At 55.3% G+C, this 19284-nt stretch carries 16 protein-coding genes; 4 read left to right on the plus strand and 12 right to left on the minus strand.

Going from position 1 to position 19284, the window contains the following annotated elements:
• Window positions 1–59: 59 nt before the first annotated feature.
• Together groL and VIN76_RS06300 are read right to left on the minus strand one after the other, a co-directional pair.
• Window positions 60–1718: a chaperonin GroEL gene (groL, locus tag VIN76_RS06295; protein WP_332040980.1), complete on the minus strand. Its 1659-nt coding sequence runs from the start codon at window positions 1716–1718 to the stop codon at window positions 60–62.
• Window positions 1719–1850: 132 nt separating this feature from the next.
• A complete protein-coding gene (locus tag VIN76_RS06300; protein WP_332040981.1) occupies window positions 1851–2138 on the minus strand; it encodes a co-chaperone GroES in 288 nt (95 codons plus the stop codon).
• A 362-nt stretch (window positions 2139–2500) separates the two neighbouring features.
• On the opposite strand from VIN76_RS06300, the gene sppA reads away from it, so the two are divergent.
• Entirely contained in the window at window positions 2501–4369 is a 1869-nt protein-coding gene (sppA, locus tag VIN76_RS06305; RefSeq protein WP_332040982.1) for a signal peptide peptidase SppA, read from the plus strand.
• Between the two features lie 51 nt (window positions 4370–4420).
• Here the strand turns inward: sppA and VIN76_RS06310 are convergent, their stop codons facing one another.
• The 7 genes from VIN76_RS06310 to VIN76_RS06340 form a co-directional block, all read right to left on the minus strand.
• Window positions 4421–5053: a trimeric intracellular cation channel family protein gene (locus VIN76_RS06310; RefSeq protein ID WP_332040983.1), complete on the minus strand. Its 633-nt coding sequence runs from the start codon at window positions 5051–5053 to the stop codon at window positions 4421–4423.
• A 137-nt stretch (window positions 5054–5190) separates the two neighbouring features.
• Window positions 5191–6597, minus strand: a complete 1407-nt coding sequence (gene lpdA, locus VIN76_RS06315) for a dihydrolipoyl dehydrogenase (RefSeq protein ID WP_332040984.1) — start codon at window positions 6595–6597, stop codon at window positions 5191–5193.
• Window positions 6598–6677: 80 nt separating this feature from the next.
• Window positions 6678–7925 (minus strand): 2-oxoglutarate dehydrogenase complex dihydrolipoyllysine-residue succinyltransferase, encoded by a 1248-nt coding sequence (odhB, locus tag VIN76_RS06320; protein ID WP_332040985.1) that lies wholly within the window; start codon window positions 7923–7925, stop codon window positions 6678–6680.
• A 54-nt stretch (window positions 7926–7979) separates the two neighbouring features.
• The gene (locus tag VIN76_RS06325) at window positions 7980–10757 is read right to left on the minus strand and encodes a 2-oxoglutarate dehydrogenase E1 component (protein ID WP_332040986.1); all 2778 of its coding nucleotides are present in this window, start codon (window positions 10755–10757) and stop codon (window positions 7980–7982) included.
• Between the two features lie 57 nt (window positions 10758–10814).
• Complete coding sequence (gene sucD / locus VIN76_RS06330; RefSeq protein ID WP_332040987.1) at window positions 10815–11705, minus strand: succinate--CoA ligase subunit alpha; 891 nt, start codon at window positions 11703–11705, stop codon at window positions 10815–10817.
• 69 nt (window positions 11706–11774) lie between these two features.
• Window positions 11775–12737 carry a malate dehydrogenase gene (gene mdh / locus VIN76_RS06335; protein WP_332040988.1) on the minus strand — a complete coding sequence of 321 codons (963 nt, stop codon included), beginning with the start codon at window positions 12735–12737 and terminating at the stop codon, window positions 11775–11777.
• 232 nt (window positions 12738–12969) lie between these two features.
• Complete coding sequence (locus tag VIN76_RS06340) at window positions 12970–13119, minus strand: hypothetical protein (RefSeq protein ID WP_332040989.1); 150 nt, start codon at window positions 13117–13119, stop codon at window positions 12970–12972.
• Between the two features lie 194 nt (window positions 13120–13313).
• Here VIN76_RS06340 and VIN76_RS06345 point away from each other — a divergent pair, with 194 nt between their 5' ends.
• Both VIN76_RS06345 and VIN76_RS06350 read left to right on the plus strand, forming a co-directional pair.
• A complete protein-coding gene (locus VIN76_RS06345) occupies window positions 13314–14438 on the plus strand; it encodes a hypothetical protein (RefSeq protein ID WP_332040990.1) in 1125 nt (374 codons plus the stop codon).
• Window positions 14435–15487, plus strand: a complete 1053-nt coding sequence (locus VIN76_RS06350) for a phosphotransferase (RefSeq protein ID WP_332040991.1) — start codon at window positions 14435–14437, stop codon at window positions 15485–15487. Before VIN76_RS06345 ends, VIN76_RS06350 begins: the two co-directional genes overlap by 4 nt.
• A gap of 40 nt (window positions 15488–15527) precedes the next feature.
• On the opposite strand, the gene zapE is transcribed toward VIN76_RS06350, so the two are convergent.
• From zapE to VIN76_RS06365, 3 genes are read right to left on the minus strand one after another with little or no spacing between them, the layout of a single operon-like run.
• Entirely contained in the window at window positions 15528–16655 is a 1128-nt protein-coding gene (gene zapE / locus VIN76_RS06355; RefSeq protein WP_332040992.1) for a cell division protein ZapE, read from the minus strand.
• Window positions 16652–17173: a PaaI family thioesterase gene (locus VIN76_RS06360; protein WP_332040993.1), complete on the minus strand. Its 522-nt coding sequence runs from the start codon at window positions 17171–17173 to the stop codon at window positions 16652–16654. The genes zapE and VIN76_RS06360 overlap by 4 nt, the downstream gene beginning before the upstream one ends.
• 2 nt (window positions 17174–17175) lie before the next feature.
• Complete coding sequence (locus VIN76_RS06365) at window positions 17176–17958, minus strand: succinate dehydrogenase iron-sulfur subunit (protein ID WP_332040994.1); 783 nt, start codon at window positions 17956–17958, stop codon at window positions 17176–17178.
• Between the two features lie 228 nt (window positions 17959–18186).
• On the opposite strand from VIN76_RS06365, the gene VIN76_RS06370 reads away from it, so the two are divergent.
• The gene (locus VIN76_RS06370) at window positions 18187–19284 is read left to right on the plus strand and encodes a CDP-alcohol phosphatidyltransferase family protein (RefSeq protein ID WP_332040995.1); all 1098 of its coding nucleotides are present in this window, start codon (window positions 18187–18189) and stop codon (window positions 19282–19284) included.

Genomic DNA, 19284 nt, shown 5'->3' on the forward strand with positions numbered 1-19284 from the left:
TCCTTCCAGCCCCTGATGTTTGTTTCAGCGTTAGCCGAACGTCTGAACAGATGGGGTGTTTAGAAACCCATTCCGCCCATGCCGCCCATGCCGCCGCCCATGCCGCCCATATCGGGCATGCCACCGGCTTTGTCGTCTGATGGCGAGTCTGCCACAGCCGCTTCGGTGGTGATAAGCAAACCGGCAACCGAAGAAGCGTCCTGCAATGCAGCGCGCACAACTTTGGTCGGGTCGACCACACCGGCTTTAACAAGGTCTTCATAAACATCGGTTGATGCGTTGAAACCGTATTCCTTGCTATTTTGATCTAGCATTTTACCGGAAACAACCGCGCCGTCAAAACCGGCATTTTCAGCGATCTGACGAACAGGAGCCTGCAGCGCTTTACGAACAATGTCGATACCGCGGGTCTGATCTTCGTTGATGCCTTGTAGGCCTTCCAGAGCAGAGGTTGCATAAAGAAGCGCAGCACCGCCGCCGGGAAGAATACCTTCTTCAACAGCAGCACGTGTCGCATGCAGAGCATCGTCAACACGGTCTTTCTTCTCTTTCACTTCAACTTCCGAAGCACCGCCAACCTTGATTACGGCAACACCGCCAGCGAGTTTCGCCAGACGTTCTTGCAGTTTTTCTTTGTCATAGTCGGATGTGGTGTTTTCGATCTGTGCACGGATCGCTTCAACACGGGCTTTAATGTCTTTCGTATCGCCAGCACCGTCAACAATGGTGGTGTTGTCTTTGTCGATCGTGACATTTTTCGCTTCGCCGAGCATGTTCAGCGTTACGTTTTCGAGCTTGATGCCCAGATCTTCGGAGATCATTTCACCTTTGGTGAGGATCGCGATATCTTCGAGCATTGCTTTACGGCGATCACCGAAACCAGGTGCTTTCACCGCTGCGATTTTCAGGCCGCCACGCAGTTTGTTGACCACCAGAGTAGCCAGCGCTTCGCCTTCAATATCTTCGGCAATGATCAAAAGCGGACGTCCGGCCTGCACAACAGCTTCCAGAATCGGGAGCATTGGCTGCAAGTTGGTCAGCTTTTTCTCGTGGATCAGGATGTAGGGATTGTCGAGGTCGGCAATCATCTTGTCCGGGTTGGTGATGAAGTAAGGGGACAGGTAACCGCGGTCAAACTGCATGCCTTCAACAACGTCGAGTTCAAAGTCGAGACCTTTGGCTTCTTCAACCGTGATAACGCCTTCTTTGCCGACTTTTTCCATCGCTTCAGCAATTTTCTCGCCGACTTCCTTGTCGCCATTGGCAGAAATGATACCGACCTGAGCGATTTCGTCGCTGCCTTTAACGTTCTTTGATCTTTTCTGGAGGTCTTCGACAACCGCTTTGACAGCCTGGTCAATACCGCGTTTCAGATCCATCGGGTTCATACCGGCGGATACGGACTTCATGCCTTCTTTGACGATGGCTTGAGCCAGAACAGTCGCTGTGGTGGTGCCGTCGCCAGCAACATCGTTGGTTTTCGATGCAACTTCGCGCAGCATCTGTGCACCCATATTTTCGAACTTGTCTTTCAGTTCGATTTCCTTGGCAACCGATACACCGTCCTTGGTGATGCGCGGTGCGCCAAAGGATTTGTCGAGAACAACGTTGCGGCCTTTAGGGCCCAGGGTCACTTTGACGGCGTCTGCCAGCGTGTTCACACCTTTAAGAATGCGTTCACGGGCATCACGTCCAAATTTTACGTCTTTAGCAGCCATTTTCTACTTTCCTTTTTCTGTGCTCCCGGCGAGTCCTGCCTATGGCCGGACCTATCAGGGCATGTTGATTATCCTTCCGCATCCCCGGTAAGGCTCAGGATGAGCGCGGGTGGCGGAGTTCAAAAAGCGGTATTATTCTACGATACCGAGAATATCGCTTTCTTTCATGATGATGAGGTCTTCACCTTCGACGGTGACTTCCGTGCCGGACCATTTGCCGAACAGGATGCGATCGCCTTTTTTAACGTCGAGAGCAATTGGCTTGCCGTCTTCGTCTTTCAGACCGTTGCCAGCAGCGACAACTTCACCTTCGGATGGCTTTTCCTGCGCGCTATCTGGAATGATAATCCCGCCAGCGGTTTTCGTATCCGCCTCTACGCGGCGAACCAGTACACGATCATGTAGTGGACGAAATTTCATATATTTCCCTTTCTTGTCCAAATTCTTTCCTGCGGCTTGCTCCCTTAGCCTATGCCACCAGGAATATATTCTATGGAGGATTAGCACTCTATTGAGTCGAGTGCTAACGGCGTTCATATGGGCCATATAATTTCATCGTCAAGGCTTGGCGGAAAAATTTCCGATGTTTTTTGCATTTGTTGCACAGCGCAGAATTGTCACAAAAATCGCCGCGCCCGAAAAGATCCGCCCCGGTTTTCAGTAAATAGCAAGCCGGACTGTGCTAGCATTGCTTATGCGCTGGTAATTTACAGGCGGTATGACCATATCAAAAGGCGGCGAACGACAATGGTCCGCCGCAGCTTTTTTGGAGAATAGCGAATATGCAATTTGCACGGGCAGCCTGGGGATTTCTGGTAGCAATCAAAGACGGTCTGGTGCTGATCGCGATGCTGCTGTTCTTTGCCGCTCTCTATGCCGCTTTATCCTCTCGCCCCAATGTCGCGGCAATTGGTGAAGGCGCGCTGCTTCTTGACCTTAACGGGGTCATTGTCGAACAACCGGCTGAGATTGGCTTTCTTGCCACGCTGGCTGCTGATGAGAATGCGATCCGCGAATACCGGCTGCGCGATGTTGTCCGCGCCATTGACTCGGCTGCCACGGATGACCGGGTAAAGGCGGTCGTGCTGGACCTCAGCACATTTCTGGGCGGCGGGCAGACCAGCCTGAGCGCGGTTGGCGATGCTCTGGAGCGGGTCAGGAAAACCGACAAGCCGGTTTACGCCTATGCGAATTTCTATAGCGACGACAGCTATCAACTTGCGGCCCATGCAGACGAAATCTGGATGGACCCGATGGGCGGCGTTATTTTTGCCGGACCCGGCGGTAACCGGCTCTATTTCAAGAACCTGATCGAGCAGATCGGCATCACCGCCCATATCTATCGGGTCGGCACCTATAAAAGCGCGGTGGAGCCTTTCATGCGCGCTGACCAGTCACCAGAATCCAGAGAAGCATCCGAAGCGCTTTATTCCGTATTATGGGATAGCTGGATAGACGAGGTTAAAAAAGCACGGCCACAAGCTGTCATCCAGCCTTATGCAAATGATCCGGCCCGCTATGTTAAGGCCGCTGGCGGTGATTATACCAAGGTTGCCGCCGAACAGAAACTGGTCGACAAAATTGGCGACCGCGTTGCCTTTGGCCGCTATGTCGCCAGCAAGGTGGGCACAGATACAAAGCCCTCGCCTGACAGTTTCAAAAGCATCGCTTACGATAATTTCGTCTCCGCCCATCCGGTGAAAACAAGCGGTGATCCTATTGGCGTCATCACCGTTGCCGGTGAAATCGTGGACGGCAAAGGCGGGCCGGGCATTGCCGCCAGTGGCCGTATTGCCGAACAGATTTATAAAGCGCTGGAAAAAGAGGAAATCAAGGCACTGGTCGTGCGGGTGGATTCGCCCGGCGGTTCAGCTTTTGCCAGTGAAGAAATCCGCCTGGCCCTGGCCGATGTTAAAAAGGCCGGAATCCCCATTGTCATTTCCATGGGTGATGTCGCGGCCAGCGGAGGTTATTGGGTCGCGGCGGCAGGCGATCATATCATGGCCGAACCCGATACGATTACAGGCTCCATCGGGGTGTTCGCTGTTTTGCCCAGCTTTGAAAAAATGTTGGGAAAATGGGGCATCACCGTCGATGGTGTGCAGACAACACCGTTATCCGGGGAACCTGATTTCGTTGGCGGGTTTGGCGTAGATGTCGACACCATATTGCAATCGGGAGTCGAGCATAGCTATCGCAGTTTCCTGAAGCTGGTCGGTGACGCGCGCGGCAAAACCAGTGCTGAAGTGGACACCATTGGTCAGGGCCGCGTCTGGGATGGCGGCACAGCGCGGCAACTGGGGCTGGTGGACAGCTTTGGCGGCATGGATGATGCGCTTGCCGAGGCTGCACGGCGCGCCGGGCTGGAACAAGGCGACTATTATCCCGAATATCTTGAATCAAAACCGGGCTTCCGCTTGCTGCCCATTGATGGGCTACCCTTTGGCGAGACCGAGCAGGCTCGCGTAACGGGCATGGTCGGATGGGCCGCGCGTCAGCAAAAGGCCGCCTTTGCAGAGGCGCTGAACACGGCACGCGGCCTGATGACGCGAGAGGATGTGCAGGCGCTGTGCCTGGAATGTGGCGGGAGCTGGCGGCAGAGCAAAAGCGGGTCGCCTGACCTGATCACGCTGCTCAAAAGCTATTGGTGATTTTTGGGTAGTGCAGAGCCTACGCTCGTTTCCATTTCACTCGCACCAAAGCTATTCACTCTCTTCCGCCCCGCGATAGGATGGCAGGGACAAGCCCTTAACAATCGCAAGCCCGCGCAGCAGGAAACCGGCGGTGAAGGCAATGATGGCCGCCACAAAGGCTGTCATGCCGGCCTGAGCCAGACCAACAAAGGAAAAGGCGGATAAAGCCCCGGCCGTGACATAGAGTTCCGGCCGAATGATAATGGATGGCTCACCGGCGATCAGGTCACGGATCACACCGCCGACACAGCCCGTGAATATTCCCATAATTGCCGCAGGCACCGGATCAATTCCCAGTTGCATGGCCTTGGCCGCGCCAAATACCGAATAAGCCGCAAGGCCAACCGCATCGAACCAGTCCACCGCCGCCGGACGCCATATACGCACCGGCGTGACCCAGACGATCAGCGCGATGGCAAGGCACAGAATCGGCACCCGGCTATCCTGTACCCAGAATACCGGCGCCCCGATCAAAAGGTCGCGCACCGTCCCCCCGCCCACGCCCGTGACCAGCGTGAAAAATCCGAATGTTACCAGGGTCTGGCCATGTCGGGCGGCAACCAGCGCGCCGGATATAGCGAACACAGCTATGCCAAACAGGTCGAGCCAGCCGAGGGCATTAACGAGAATGGTGCCATCCATATAATTCTCCTTTAACCCCGCCCTCCCCCTGAAAAAGGGATAAGAGCGGGCAGACCCGAACTGGCGACAAGGCCTGGGCCGACCTGCGCCTTTGGATATCCGGATAGAGAGCTTAGACCGTTTGCCCCCAAAAGACACTAGGTATGGATCGGTTTGCCCAGCACCGCTATCGCCGCTTCTTTGATCGCTTCGCTATGCGTTGGATGGGCGTGACAGGTATAGGCAATATCCTCGCTGGTCGCGCCAAATTCCATAGCCTGCGTAATCTGTGCAACCAATGTCCCGGCGAGCGACGAGATTATATGCGCGCCCAGCACACGGTCCGTTTTGGCGTCTGCAATGATCTTTACATAGCCTTCGGTGTCCCGGTTGGTTTTGGCGCGGCTATTGGCCAGGAACGGGAATTTGCCGACCTTATATTCGACGCCGCTTTCCTTGACCTGTTCCTCGGTCTTGCCGATGCTGGCAATTTCGGGATGGGTATAGACGACGCCGGGAATCAGGTCGTGATTAACAATGCCCTGTTGACCAGCCACAAATTCAGCCACGGCCACGCCTTCATCCATGGCTTTATGGGCAAGCATCGGGCCGGGGGTCACGTCGCCAATCGCATAGACGCCTTTCACAGCCGTCTGAAAATCATGGCCGACTTCGATCTGGCCGCGATCATTGGTTTCCACGCCTGATTTTTCGAGCGCAAGACCATCGATATTGGGCCGGCGGCCAATCGCAACCAGAACCGCATCCGCTTCGATCGTTTCCGCATCGCCGCCCTTGGCCGGTTCGATGGTCACGCTCGCTTTCTTGCCCTTGACCGTCACGCCGGTCACCTTGGTGCCGGTCTTGATGTCAAAGCCCTGTTTCTTGAAAATGCGCGCGCTGTCCTTGCGGATATCACCGTCCATGCCGGGCAAAATCTGGTCCAGATATTCAACCACCGTGACTTTCGCGCCCAGGCGCATCCACACGCTGCCCAGTTCCAGCCCGATGACACCGCCGCCGATAACGACCATATGGTTCGGCACTTTCGGCAGTTCGAGCGCGCCGGTGCTGTCCACGACGACATGCTTGCTATTGTCGATCTCCACACCCGGCAGCGGCGTTACCGAAGAGCCGGTGGCGATGATGATATTTTTGGCGGTATAGGTCTTGTCACCGACCTTGACGCTGTTCGCGCTTTCAAACGAGCCCAGACCTTTCAGCCAATCGATCTTGTTTTTCTTGAACAGAAAAGCAATCCCGCCGGTCAGTTCATCCACCGCTTTCGTTTTTTCCGCGAGCATCTGTTTCAGGTCAAGCTTTGTCCCCGACAGATTGATACCGAATTTCTCAAGCGCACCGGAATGGGCCTCGTGATATAATTCGGATGCGTGGAGCATCGCTTTTGACGGGATACAACCGACATTAAGGCAGGTTCCGCCCAGCGTTTCCCGACTTTCCACACAAGCGGTTTTCAAACCCAGCTGCGCAGCGCGGATTGCGGCAACATAACCACCGGGGCCACCGCCGATTACCAGAACGTCATAGTCGAAATTGTCGGTCATTTTACACCTCTTGTTTCGTCATGCTGAACTTGTTTCAGCATCTCACGAGACCCTGAAACAAGTTCAGGGTGACGATTGGCTTACAGATCAATCAAAAGCCGGGTTGGATCTTCAATCGCCTCTTTAATCCGCACAAGGAAAGTCACGGCTTCGCGACCATCCACCAGGCGGTGGTCATAGCTGAGCGCCAGATACATCATCGGACGTGCCTTGATCTCTCCGTTCGGCATCACAACAGCGCGCTGTTCAATCCGGTGGAGGCCCAGCACAGCCGATTGCGGCGGGTTGATGATCGGCGTTGACAATAGCGAGCCAAACACGCCGCCGTTCGAAATCGTGAACGTGCCGCCTTTCATGTCCGCCATGGTCAGCGTGCCGTCCTTGGCGCGCTTGCCGAAATCGCCGATGGTATTTTCTACATCGGCAAAGCTCAGCGTTTCCGCATTGCGGATCACCGGCACGACCAGACCATTGGGCGCGCTTACGGCAACCGAAATATCGGCATAATCATAATAGACGATTTCATCGCCTTCAATCTGGGCGTTGACCGATGGCACATCTTTGAGGGCGAGGCAGGCGGCCTTGGTAAAAAAGCCCATGAAGCCCAGTTTGACGCCATGTTTCTTGGCGAACAGGTCTTTATATTTCTCCCGCGCTTCTATCACCGCGGTCATGTCCACGTCGTTAAAGGTGGTCAGCAGCGCGGCCGTATCCTGCGCTTCCTTGAGGCGCTTTGCGACGGTCTGGCGCAGGCGGGTCATGCGCACGCGCTCTTCCTTGCGGCTGGCGCCCGCGCTGGTGTCCGTTACCGTTGCAGCAGGTGCCGGCTGGCTTTCCGCGCCCTTTTCTGCCGCAGATGATTGCGCGCCGGATTTCACATATTTCTCGACATCATCCTTGGTCAGGCGGCCATCCTTGCCCGTGCCTTCGATTTTGCTGGGGTCCACGCCATGTTCCAGCACCAGACGGCGCACAGCCGGGGACAAGGTGATGGAGGATGCGGTTTCGTCATCGGCCGAAGGTTCAGGCGCAGTGGATGCGGCTGCCGGGGCCGGAGCCGCTTTTGCAGCCGAGGCAGAAGCCCCGCTGCCACCCTCTTCAACCGTCGCAATGATCGCGCCGACTTCGACCGTATCGCCTACCGCGACCACGTGCTTGCCCAGAACGCCAGCCACCGGAGCGGGGACTTCAAGCGCCACCTTGTCGGTTTCCAGACTAGCGATCGGCTCATCCGCCGCGACCGTATCACCCGGCTGCTTGAGCCACTCACCCAAAGTCGCTTCAGTAATCGATTCGCCCAGCACAGGGACCTTTACATCTGTTGCCATCGTCTTTTGCTCACTTTCATCGGCGGATCGCTCCGCACCCAATAATTTTTCAGTTTAATGCCCTAAAGCGTCTGCAATCAACTTGTCCTGCTGTTCCTTGTGCCGCGAAGCCAGGCCGGTTGCCGGTGACGCCGACGCATCGCGTCCTGCATAAACGGGAGCAAGAGACCCCATTCCCGCGTCTTTCAGGCATTTTTCCAGATAGGCACGGACAAAATGCCAGCTACCGTTATTGCGCGGCTCTTCCTGTGCCCAGACCAGGGTTTCCAGGTTTTTCATGCGTTTCAGACGCACGACCAGGGGTTCTGCCGGGAACGGATAAAGCTGTTCAATCCGCACGATAGAGGTGTTTTTATCACCCGCCGCATCGCGCGCTTCGATCAGGTCATAGGCAACCTTGCCCGAACACAGCACAAGCCGCTTGATATCCTTGTCCGCTGGCGGACTGGTATCGGACTTGATCCGCATGAAGTGGTGATCGCCAAGAAACTCGTCCGCGCTCGACACCGCCATTTTGTGACGGAGCAGCGATTTTGGCGTCATGATGATAAGCGGTTTACGGAAACTGCGTAGCATCTGGCGGCGCAAAATATGGAAATAGTTGGCCGGTGTCGTGATATTCGCGACCTGGATATTATCTTCCGCACAAAGTTGCAGGAACCGCTCCAGCCGCGCCGAGCTATGCTCTGGCCCCTGCCCCTCATAACCGTGGGGCAGCAGCATCACGAGGCCGTTGGCACGCAGCCATTTGACTTCGCCAGCAGCAATGAACTGGTCAATCATGATCTGGGCGCCATTGGCAAAATCACCAAATTGCGCTTCCCACAATACCAGCGTTTTGGGGTCCGCCCCGGCATATCCATATTCAAAGCCCAGCACACCATATTCGGAAAGCGGGCTGTCCAGCACCTCAAACCGGCCATAGGGCACTTTGCTCAATGGGATATATTCGTTCTCGTTTTCCTGGTCCACCCAGACAGCATGCCGCTGGCTGAACGTGCCACGGCCACTATCCTGACCCGAAAGACGGACATTATAGCCTTCGGAAACCAGCGACCCGAACGCCAGAGCTTCGCCGGTTGCCCAGTCAAAATTCTCACCCGTTTCAAACATCTTGGCCTTGGCATCAAGGATGCGGCCCAATGTTTTGTGGATCTTGTGATCGTCCGGCACGGTGGTTAGCGTCCGGCCAAGACTGTCGAACAATTTTCTGTCAATCGCGGTATCGACATTGCGCCTTGCGGTTTCCGGATCGGCAGGCCTGTGCAGACCGCGCCAGCGACCGCCAAACCAGTCCGCTTCACCAGCCTTGTAATCGGCCGCTGCCTGAAACTCGACTTCCAGAAGCTCGGCAAAATTCTTGCGCTTTGCCGCGCCCCAATCGGCGTCGATCAATCCTTCTGCGATCAACCGTTTTTCATAGATCTGGCTGACCTTGGGGTGCTTTTTAATCGCAGCATACATGATCGGCTGCGTAAAGCTTGGTTCGTCACCTTCGTTATGGCCAGCGCGGCGATAGCACCACATATCGATCACGATATCGCGGCCAAAACGCTGGCGAAATTCAATCGCGATCTTGCACGCAAAGGTTACCGCTTCGGGATCATCACCGTTGACGTGGAAAATCGGAGCCTGCACGCCCTTGGCCACATCCGACGGATAGGGGGAGGAACGCGCGAATTTCGGGCTGGTCGTGAAGCCGATCTGGTTGTTGATGACAAAGTGGATACAGCCGCCGGTATTATAGCCGCTGATACCGGAAAAGCCGAGGCATTCCCAAACGATACCCTGTCCGGCAAATGCCGCGTCGCCGTGGATCAGCACAGGCAGGACCTGAGCGTGTTTTTTAAGATCATCCCGCGCCACTTGCTGCGCCCGGACCTTGCCCAGAACGACCGGATCAACCGCTTCCAGATGGGACGGGTTGGGCACCAGGCTCATATGGACATTGATGCCGTCAAATTCGCGGTCGGTGGAAGTGCCCAGATGATATTTCACATCGCCGGAACCGCCGACATCATCGGGGTTGGCCGAGCCGCCATGAAATTCATGGAAAATCGTCTTGTAAGGCTTTGCCATCACGTTGGCGAGAATGTTCAAGCGCCCGCGGTGCGCCATGCCGTAAACAATATCGCGCACGCCGGCCTGACCGCCATATTTGATGATATTTTCCAGCGCAGGCAGCATCGATTCGCCACCATCAAGGCCGAAACGCTTGGTCCCTACATATTTCTTGCCGAGGAAATTTTCATATTCCTCACCCTCGATCACCTTGTTGAGGATCGCCTTTTTGCCTTGCGGCGTGAAGTGGATTTCAGCATCCTTGCCTTCAAACCTGTCCTGCAAAAAGCGCCGTTCCTCGACATCGGCAATATGCATATATTCAAGACCGACGGGGCCGCAATAATTGGCGCGAAGCACCGCTTCGATCTCGCGGATAGACGCGGTTTCAAAGCCCAGCACACCGCCAAGATAGACCGGCTTGTCCATCTCGTCTTCTGTAATGCCATGGAATTCCGGGGTCAGGTCAGCCGGCTCATCCAGCTTGGACAATCCCAAAGGATCAAGATTGGCGCCCAGATGGCCGCGCACCCGATAGGTGCGGATCAGCATCATCGCACGGATGGAGTTTTCCGCTGCCTCTGCCACTTCGGCATCGGACATGGACTTGCCGGATTTTTCAGCAGCAGCCTTGATCTCGATACCCATTTTCGTGGGATCGAGCGCGCTGATCAGTTCGTCCTGATCGTCAATCGGCCAATGCTTTTTCTGCCAACTTGGCCCCGCTTCTTTTTCGGGGCTACCTACAAATTCCTGACCTTCAAGTCCCATGATCTTTTCCTTGGGGAGAGGGTTTTGACCCCCTGCACAGGCAGAGGGTCAAACAATCTAGACTGTTTCTTTCAGCAATGCGTCGAGTGTCGTGCCAAGCTCTGACGGGCTTGGTGACACGCGAATGCCGGCCGCTTCCATTGCAGCGATCTTGTCTTCCGCGCCGCCCTGGCCGCCCGAAACAATCGCACCGGCATGGCCCATGCGGCGGCCCGGAGGTGCCGTAAGACCTGCAATAAAGCCAACCATTGGCTTGCTGCGTCCGCGCTTCGCTTCATCAGCGATAAACTGCGCCGCTTCTTCTTCTGCGCTGCCGCCAATTTCACCGATCATGATGATCGACTTGGTTTCATCATCGGCAAGGAACAGTTCCAGAACGTCGATAAAGTTGGTTCCGTTGACCGGATCACCGCCAATGCCAACCGCCGTGGTCTGGCCAAGGCCAACCGCCGTGGTCTGGTGCACCGCTTCATAGGTGAGCGTGCCGGAGCGAGAAACAACGCCGACCGAACCTTTTTTGAAGATATTGCCGGGCATGATGCCGATCTTGCATTCATCGGGGGTCAGAACGCCGGGGCAGTTCGGACCGATAAGCCGCGACTTGGAGCCTTGCAGCGCGCGTTTCACCCGCACCATGTCGAGCACCGGAACACCTTCGGTAATCGCAACGATCAGTTCGATCTCTGCATCAATGGCTTCGAGGATCGAATCGGCAGCAAATGGCGGTGGAACATATACCACGCTGGCAGTCGCACCGGTCGCTTCCTTGGCTTCGGCAACCGTATTATAGTTAGGCAGGCCGATATGCGTTGTTCCGCCTTTGCCCGGCGTAACACCCGCAACCATCTGCGTGCCATAAGCCAAAGCCTGTTCGGTGTGGAATGTGCCGGTATTGCCGGTCATCCCCTGCGTAATAACTTTGGTATTCTTGTCGATTAAAATAGACATAAGATTATTGGCTCCTTCGTCATCCCGGCAGCTACAACTTAAACCTAAGGCCGGAACGCTTGATTATCTTTATGCGAGACTTGAATCCAGCGCCTTACATGCTTCCAACAGCTCTTTGACCGCGTCAACAGATAGATTGAAATTGCCCTGTGCTTCCTCGCTCAGTTCAATCTGGATGATTTTTTCAACGCCGTCTTTGCCGATGATGCAAGGCACGCCGACATAAAGGTCATCAACGCCATATTCACCGGTCAGGTGAGCCGCGGCAGGAAGCACGCGGCGTTTGTCTTTCAGATAGCTTTCCGCCATCATGATCGCGCTTGTCGCCGGAGCATAATAAGCCGAACCATTGCCCAGCAGTCCGACAATCTCGCCGCCACCGGAGCGGGTGCGCTGAACAATCGCATCGATTTTTTCCTGTGTGGTCCAGCCCATTTTTACCAGATCGGGGATCGGAATACCAGCGACCGTCGAATAAGCAGGAACCGGAACCATCGTATCGCCGTGGCCGCCCAGAACGAACGCGGTGACATCTTCGACAGACACATTGAATTCGTCAGCAAGGAAGTGGCGGAAACGCGCACTGTCCAGAACGCCGGCCATGCCGACAACCTTGTTATGCGGCAGTCCGGAAAATTCGCGCAGCGCCCACACCATCGCGTCGAGCGGGTTGGTGATGCAAATAACAAAAGCATCCGGTGCGTGGGCCTTGATACCCTCACCCACGGATTTCATGACTTTCAGGTTGATGCCGAGCAAATCATCGCGGCTCATGCCGGGCTTGCGCGGAACGCCTGCGGTTACGATGATGACATCAGCGCCCGCAATATCGGCATAATCGCTTGTGCCTTTCAGATTGCTGTCAAATCCTTCAACCGGCCCGGCTTGCGACAGATCCAGCGCCTTACCGGCTGGCATACCTTCGGCAATGTCGAACAGGACGACATCGCCAAGTTCCTTGGAAGCTGCGAGATGGGCAAGCGTGCCGCCGATCATACCTGCGCCAATCAGCGCAATTTTATTACGGGCCATTGAGATTATTCTCCTGAAAACAGATTCGTAGATAAACGTATCCTTCGGATAGGCCTATCCATAGGCAATTTCAACCGGTGAAAACACCATTTTTCCATCTATCTTTGCAAATGGTTTGCGATAGCAATAGTGCCTCTCATTACCGCTAGTCGTAAGGGCAGTAACCAGCCATCCTTATTCCGGCGCAGGCAGCAATCCCGCTTTCTGGAGAGCTATGTCGGATTGGCTGCGACTAGTCACAATGCCGGTCAGCCAGAAATCGCTGTCCTACACTGATGGCTTTATTGTAATCCGCCCTTGTCTCACTGACCTGCTCTTTCTCATCCTTGAATATCCCGCGCGCCTGATTCTCGTCGTGATCCAGCGCTTTTTCCGGCCGCAAATGCCCTCCTCCCCGAAAAGCTGAAACGGAAAATTAGTTAATCTCTTAATTAAAGTAGGATTTAGCGGATAACGGCGGTTCCTTGGTGTGAAGTTAGTGAAGTTTGACCTCTCCGGCATATTTTTACTTTGCCATTGCCGGAGCCGCTTGCCATGATGAACAAATTAAAATGCTTTAGAAGAGGGGCTTTAGACATGCTGAGCAAAGGCGACGAATATCCGTTGCACCAGACGCCGGAACCGATGGCAGTGTCAGGCGGCAACCGCAATTTTTACGACCGCTATTTCTTCAACGGCTATAGCGCAGACGGCAGTATCTTTTTCGCCGCCGCGCTGGGCGTCTATCCACAGCTAGACATCATGGATGCGGCCTTTTGCGTGTCGATTGGCGGCAAGCAACATAATCTGCGCGCATCCAAACGCATGGGCAGCGAGCGGCTGGACCTGAATGTCGGGCCGATCACCATCGAGATTGTCGAGCCGTTACAGGTCATTCGCCTCATCATCAATGACGAGGTAAACGGAACCGCCAGCGAAGCGAGCTGCCCGATCAAAGCCGATATCAGCTTCACCGCCCGTCATGCTCCGATCGAGGAACCCCGCTTCATCCGCCGCGAAGGACCACGCCTGATCATGGACTATACCCGCTTGACGCAAAATGGCGGCTGGTCCGGCAATATAGAGGTGGAGGGAGAAACCATCACCCTCTCCCCCGAAACACACCGCGGAACCCGCGACCGCAGCTGGGGCATCCGGCCGGTGGGCGCTCCGGAATCGCAGCCTCCGCCAGCGGGCGCTTTGCCGCAATTCTGGTGGTTGTGGACGCCGCTCAATTTCGACCATCATGCCTGTTTCTTCCACAGCAATGATGACGGCAAAGGAATAGCATGGAACCGGCGCGGCGTGGTTGATGCCATAGCAGGCGAGCGGCAGGAATTTGATCCGCACTCTATCGACCTCAGCTATCATTCCGGCACCCGGCGGATCAAGCAACTGGACATGCAAACCGCTGATGGAACATTATCCGTCACCCCGCGCACAGGCGATGCCACGCGGACATTCTATATGTCCGGCCTTGGCTATATGCACCCTGTCTGGGGTCACGGTATCGATCACGGGCCGCTTGAAACCGGCTATGACGTGATTGACCTTGATAATGTGCCGGACAATGACATGCTCTACATCCATATTCAGGCGCTTGGCGACGCCGTGCTGACCAGCGGCAAGGAACGCCATGAAGGGATTGGTGTTGTCGAGCAATTATTTGTCGGCCCCCATCAGACCAGCGGTCTCACCGACCTGCTGCACCCCCACGAATGAGCGCCGGTTTCCCGCTTCGCCCGGAAGAATTTGACCCGCGCTGGGTCGAAGAGATACTGGGCGCGCCATCGGGGGCGCTGCAATCGTTGACCCACAAGCCAGTCGGCACCGGACAGGTTTGTGACAGCTTCCGCTTCACTTGCGACTGGCAGGAAGAGGGCTATCCCGCCAGTTTCATCGCCAAATGCCCAAGCGCCGATCCGGTCAGCCGCGGGGCCGCCGCCCTGTTCCACCTCTATGATATGGAAATTGGCTGGTACCGCGATGTTGCAGGCAATTCGGAAGTAGGGTGCCCGCAAAGCTATCACGCGGCCATCGGGGATGATGAAACCCAATTTGTCCTGATGCTGGAAGACATGGCCCCCGCAAGCCAGGGCGACCAGTTGGCAGGCGCCACGTTGACGCAGGTGCGATCTACCATCCGTGAAGCCGCTGCCCTGCACAGCTATCGACCCGCATCGGGCACGCTCGATCAATATAGCTGGCTACTGCACGGCAAGGGGAACAGCGAATATCTGCGCCAGTCCCTGCCGGCCATCTATCCCCAGTTCTGCCAGCGGTTTGCCGGCAGACTGAGCAAGGATATACTCGACATGGGCGCTGAGCTTATTGCGAGATTCGACACCTATCTTAACGTAGAACCGGCCAATCCCTGTATTACGCATGGCGATATGCGACTCGATAATATCCTGTTTGATGATGAGGGCAAAAGAGCCATTCTGGTTGACTGGCAAACCACATCGCTGGGCAATGGCGCGAGTGATATAGCCTATCTGATCGGGACCAGTTTTGCTGATCCGGCGGAACGGGCAGCGGTGGAAAAGGAACTGGTTACCGATTATCTGACGCATCTATCGGCGCGCGGCATTGATCGGGATGAAGCGCAATTCTGGCAAGACTACCGGCGTTCTGCTTTTTCCGGTTTCATCATGGCCATCAACGCATCGATCCATGTCGAGCAGACCGAACGGGGGGACGAAATGTTTGCCCTGATGGCCGAACGCCCTGCACAAATGGCGCTTGATCTTGACAGTCTGGCCCTATTGTAAGCTCACATTGTAAGCCCGCTAGATTACCAGAAAAACGCGATTATCTGGAAACCCTCTCCGCCTCACCATGGCCGAGAGCCAGATAGTCATCGGACTGCATTTCCATCAGCCGCGATGCTGTGCGCTCAAACTCGAACGCGCCGTCCCCTTCCGGATAAAGGGCATCCGGCTGCGCGTCCGCACTGGCGAGCAGCTTGACCCGATATTCATATAGCGCGTCGATCAGGGTCACAAACCGTGCTGCTTCGTTGCGGTTTTCCTTGGAAAGGACAGGAATACCAACAATGATCACACTGTGGAAATGCCGTGCAATGGCCAGATAATCCGACGCGCCGCGCGGCTGACCGCACAATCTTTTGAAAGAGAATACCGCAACGCCTTTCAGCGACTTTGGCACATGCAAGCTTCGCCCGCCCTGCACCGGCAATTCCTCGCTCGGCACATGGGCGCGATCTTCCGGCGGATAATCGGTCAGGCGGAAAAAAGCCTCGCTCAGCGCCTTGGTCGCCGCTTCGCCATTGGGGACATGCCACAGCGCCATGCCGCCCAGCCGTTCGCGCCGGTAATCGGTCGGACCGTTGAGTGAAATGACATCGAGCCGGGTTTTAAGCAAGCGGATGAAAGGAAGGAAATGCTCACGGTTAAGCCCGTCTTTGTGAAGATCGGCAGGCGGCCGGTTAGAGGTCGCGACCAGAGTCACACCCGCTTCGACCAGGCCGGTAAACAGCCGCGACATGATCATCGCATCGGCGCTGTTATTGACCACCATTTCGTCAAAGGCAAGGAAGCGCGCCTCTGCGGCCAGCGCGGCGACAACCGGCAACACCGGATCGCCCTGCTCCTTCTTGCGCTCTTCATTCAACCGCGCATGGACATCCAGCATGAATTCATGAAAATGCGCGCGTTTCTTGCGGTTTATCTGGAGGCTGTCGTAAAACAGATCCATCAACATGGATTTGCCGCGTCCGACACCGCCCCACATGTAAACCCCGCGCGGCGGCTTTGGTTTCTTGCCGAACATCCGCCACAGCACACTGCCCCGCGGCGGCACGGCTTCCAGTTCGTCCTGCAATAGAGCCAGTCGCTGGGCGCATGCTTCCTGATCGGGATCGGGCTTCAACTCGCCATTGGCGATCAGCGCCTGATAGCGCGCGTAAAATCCGGTCATTGGCTTGGCGCAGCTTGCGGCGACGGTTTCTTTACGATCGCCGTGAAAGACGCCTTGTTCTCGGCATGGTTATCACTTGCCTCGCCCTGCACTATCAGTCCGCGAAGGAACAGGAACCGGCCTGTTTCGCGAGTCACTTCAACGCGCGCTTCAATTGGTTCGTCAAGCTGCGCCGCGCCGATGAAATGGGTCTGCAACTCAACCGTCAGCGCAAAGCCGGAAGGGCCGATATCCAAAGCCCGCATCGCCGCGAACAGCGAACAATCAATAAAGCCCGCCAAGGCCCCGCCATGAACCACATCACCCAGATTGCGGTGCCGCTTCTGCGGGGTCATGCGAACGCGAGCAATATTATCAGCAACACCGTCACCGCCGCGCCGCACGATTATCGGGCCCAGAAAGCTATTATAGCAATCGGCCTCGCTTAATTCCCATCGATACCAGCCGGGATTATCGGGGTCCGGTTCATCGGCAAGAACAATAGGCTCAGCGTGCGTTATCGGCTTGTCTGCAGACAAGATCAGGCTTCTCGTGCAGCGGTCAACTTCTTGATCTCGGCAATCGCTTTTGCAGGCGACAGACCTTTGGGACAGGCGTTCGAGCAGTTCATGATCGTGTGGCAGCGATAGAGACGGAAAGGATCTTCCAGTTCGTCGAGCCGCTCTCCGGTCATTTCATCGCGGCTATCGGCCAGCCAGCGATAAGCCTGAAGCAAAATGGCAGGACCAAGAAACTTGTCTGAATTCCACCAATAGCTGGGGCAACTCGTCTGGCAACATGCGCACAGAATGCACTCGTAAAGGCCATCGAGTTTGGAGCGGTCTTCGGGTGATTGCAGACGCTCTTTACCGGATGGCGTAGGCGTTACCGTCTTCAGCCAAGGCTGGATAGAGGCATATTGCGCATAAAAATGAGTGAAATCCGGAACAAGATCCTTGATAACTTCCATATGCGGCAAAGGCGTAATTTTGATTTCCTTGGAGCAATCCTCAATCGCGGTGGTGCAGGCAAGGCCGTTCTTACCATCAATATTCATGGCGCATGAACCGCAAATCCCTTCGCGGCAGGACCGGCGGAAAGTCAAAGTCGCATCCTGATCGCTTTTCATTTTGATCAGCGCATCAAGCACCATTGGCCCGCAATCATCCAGATCGATTTTGAATGTATCATAACGCGGGTTTTCACCACTATCCGGGTCATAGCGATAGACCTTGAACGACCGTACTGTTCCGCTGCTCAGCGCTTCATGCACTTCGCCGGTCTTACGGATTTTGCTATTTTTCGGAAGGGTGAATGTTGCCATTGGGTTTCTCTTGTTAGTGGCGAAAGGAATCTTTCGTATATCCGAAGGTGGATGGCGCGCACCATAATTGGTTTTCTGCCAAATTCAATGACAGAATTATCAGTCGCCCGCGTCAATTTATGTTGAAAATCAGGTAAATCGGCACGGCGGGACTGGAAAGAACGGTAAATTAGGCTAAAGCCACAAGATGAGCGCAACAACCGGCAACGGTGGACAGAAAGACGATAAATGCTGACCGACAACGGCATCAAGCTATCCCTTCACGGGGCCAATGACACCCCGATCTGGGGCATGAGCAACGCGGTCCGTGTACAGCGGTTGGCGGGCAAGCTAACCGCCAAGGTAGATGGCACTATATGGGTCAACCTCGCCTATGCTTTCGATCCGCAATGGATGCGTCATATTGCCGAGCATCCCGGCCTTGTCCTGACAATGGATGGCACTCCCATTCTGGCCAACGCACGAACAGAGGCAGAGATTGATGCCCTCAACAGGCTCGAGATTCCTGCTGGTGGAGCGATGACTGAATATCGGGACGGGCCGCAGATCTACAATCACGAGCTACGTAAACTGGACACGCCTTTTGTCTCTATCCTCGATTCCGCAACTGTGAAGGACATTGAACGACAAAGCTATTTTGGCGCCTACAAGGGTGTCACCGACATTCTAACCAAATATCTTTGGCCGGAACTTGCCTTGGTCCTTACCCGCTTTGCAGCGCGTATCGGCATGACCCCGAATATGGTCACCGGTATTGGGGCCATCGGCTGTATCGCTGCGACATTTCTGTTCTATTATGGCTACTTCTGGACAGGGATGGCCGCCGGATTTGTGTTCATGGTACTGGACACAGTCGATGGAAAACTCGCGCGCTGCACCATCACATCTTCCTTTTGGGGCAATATTTTTGACCATGGGATTGACCTCATTCACCCGCCTTTCTGGTGGGTAGCCTGGGCATTAGGACTTGGCACAGCAGGATTGGCGCTACCCGATGAACAATTCCGCCTGGTAATGATCGTTATCTTGGGCGGATATGTCTTACAACGCATCATCGAGGGGATTTTCATGCGCGCCTTCGGTCAGCATATCCATGTCTGGCGACCAATCGATTCCTGGTTCCGCCTGATTACCGCAAGGCGTAATCCCAATATGGTGTTGCTATTTGTTTCGATGATTTTCGGCAGACCGGACATCGGGTTGATCGCCGTAGCATGGTGGACATTAATTTCGCTCGCCGTTCATATGGTGCAGCTCCTTCAAGCCATGAAGGTACGTATGCAGGGCGGAGAAATTGTGTCATGGCTGGAACGGGAGCAAGGATAA

It is taken from the genome of Parasphingorhabdus sp. (assembly GCF_036568145.1).
Taxonomy (GTDB): Bacteria; Pseudomonadota; Alphaproteobacteria; order Sphingomonadales; family Sphingomonadaceae; genus Parasphingorhabdus.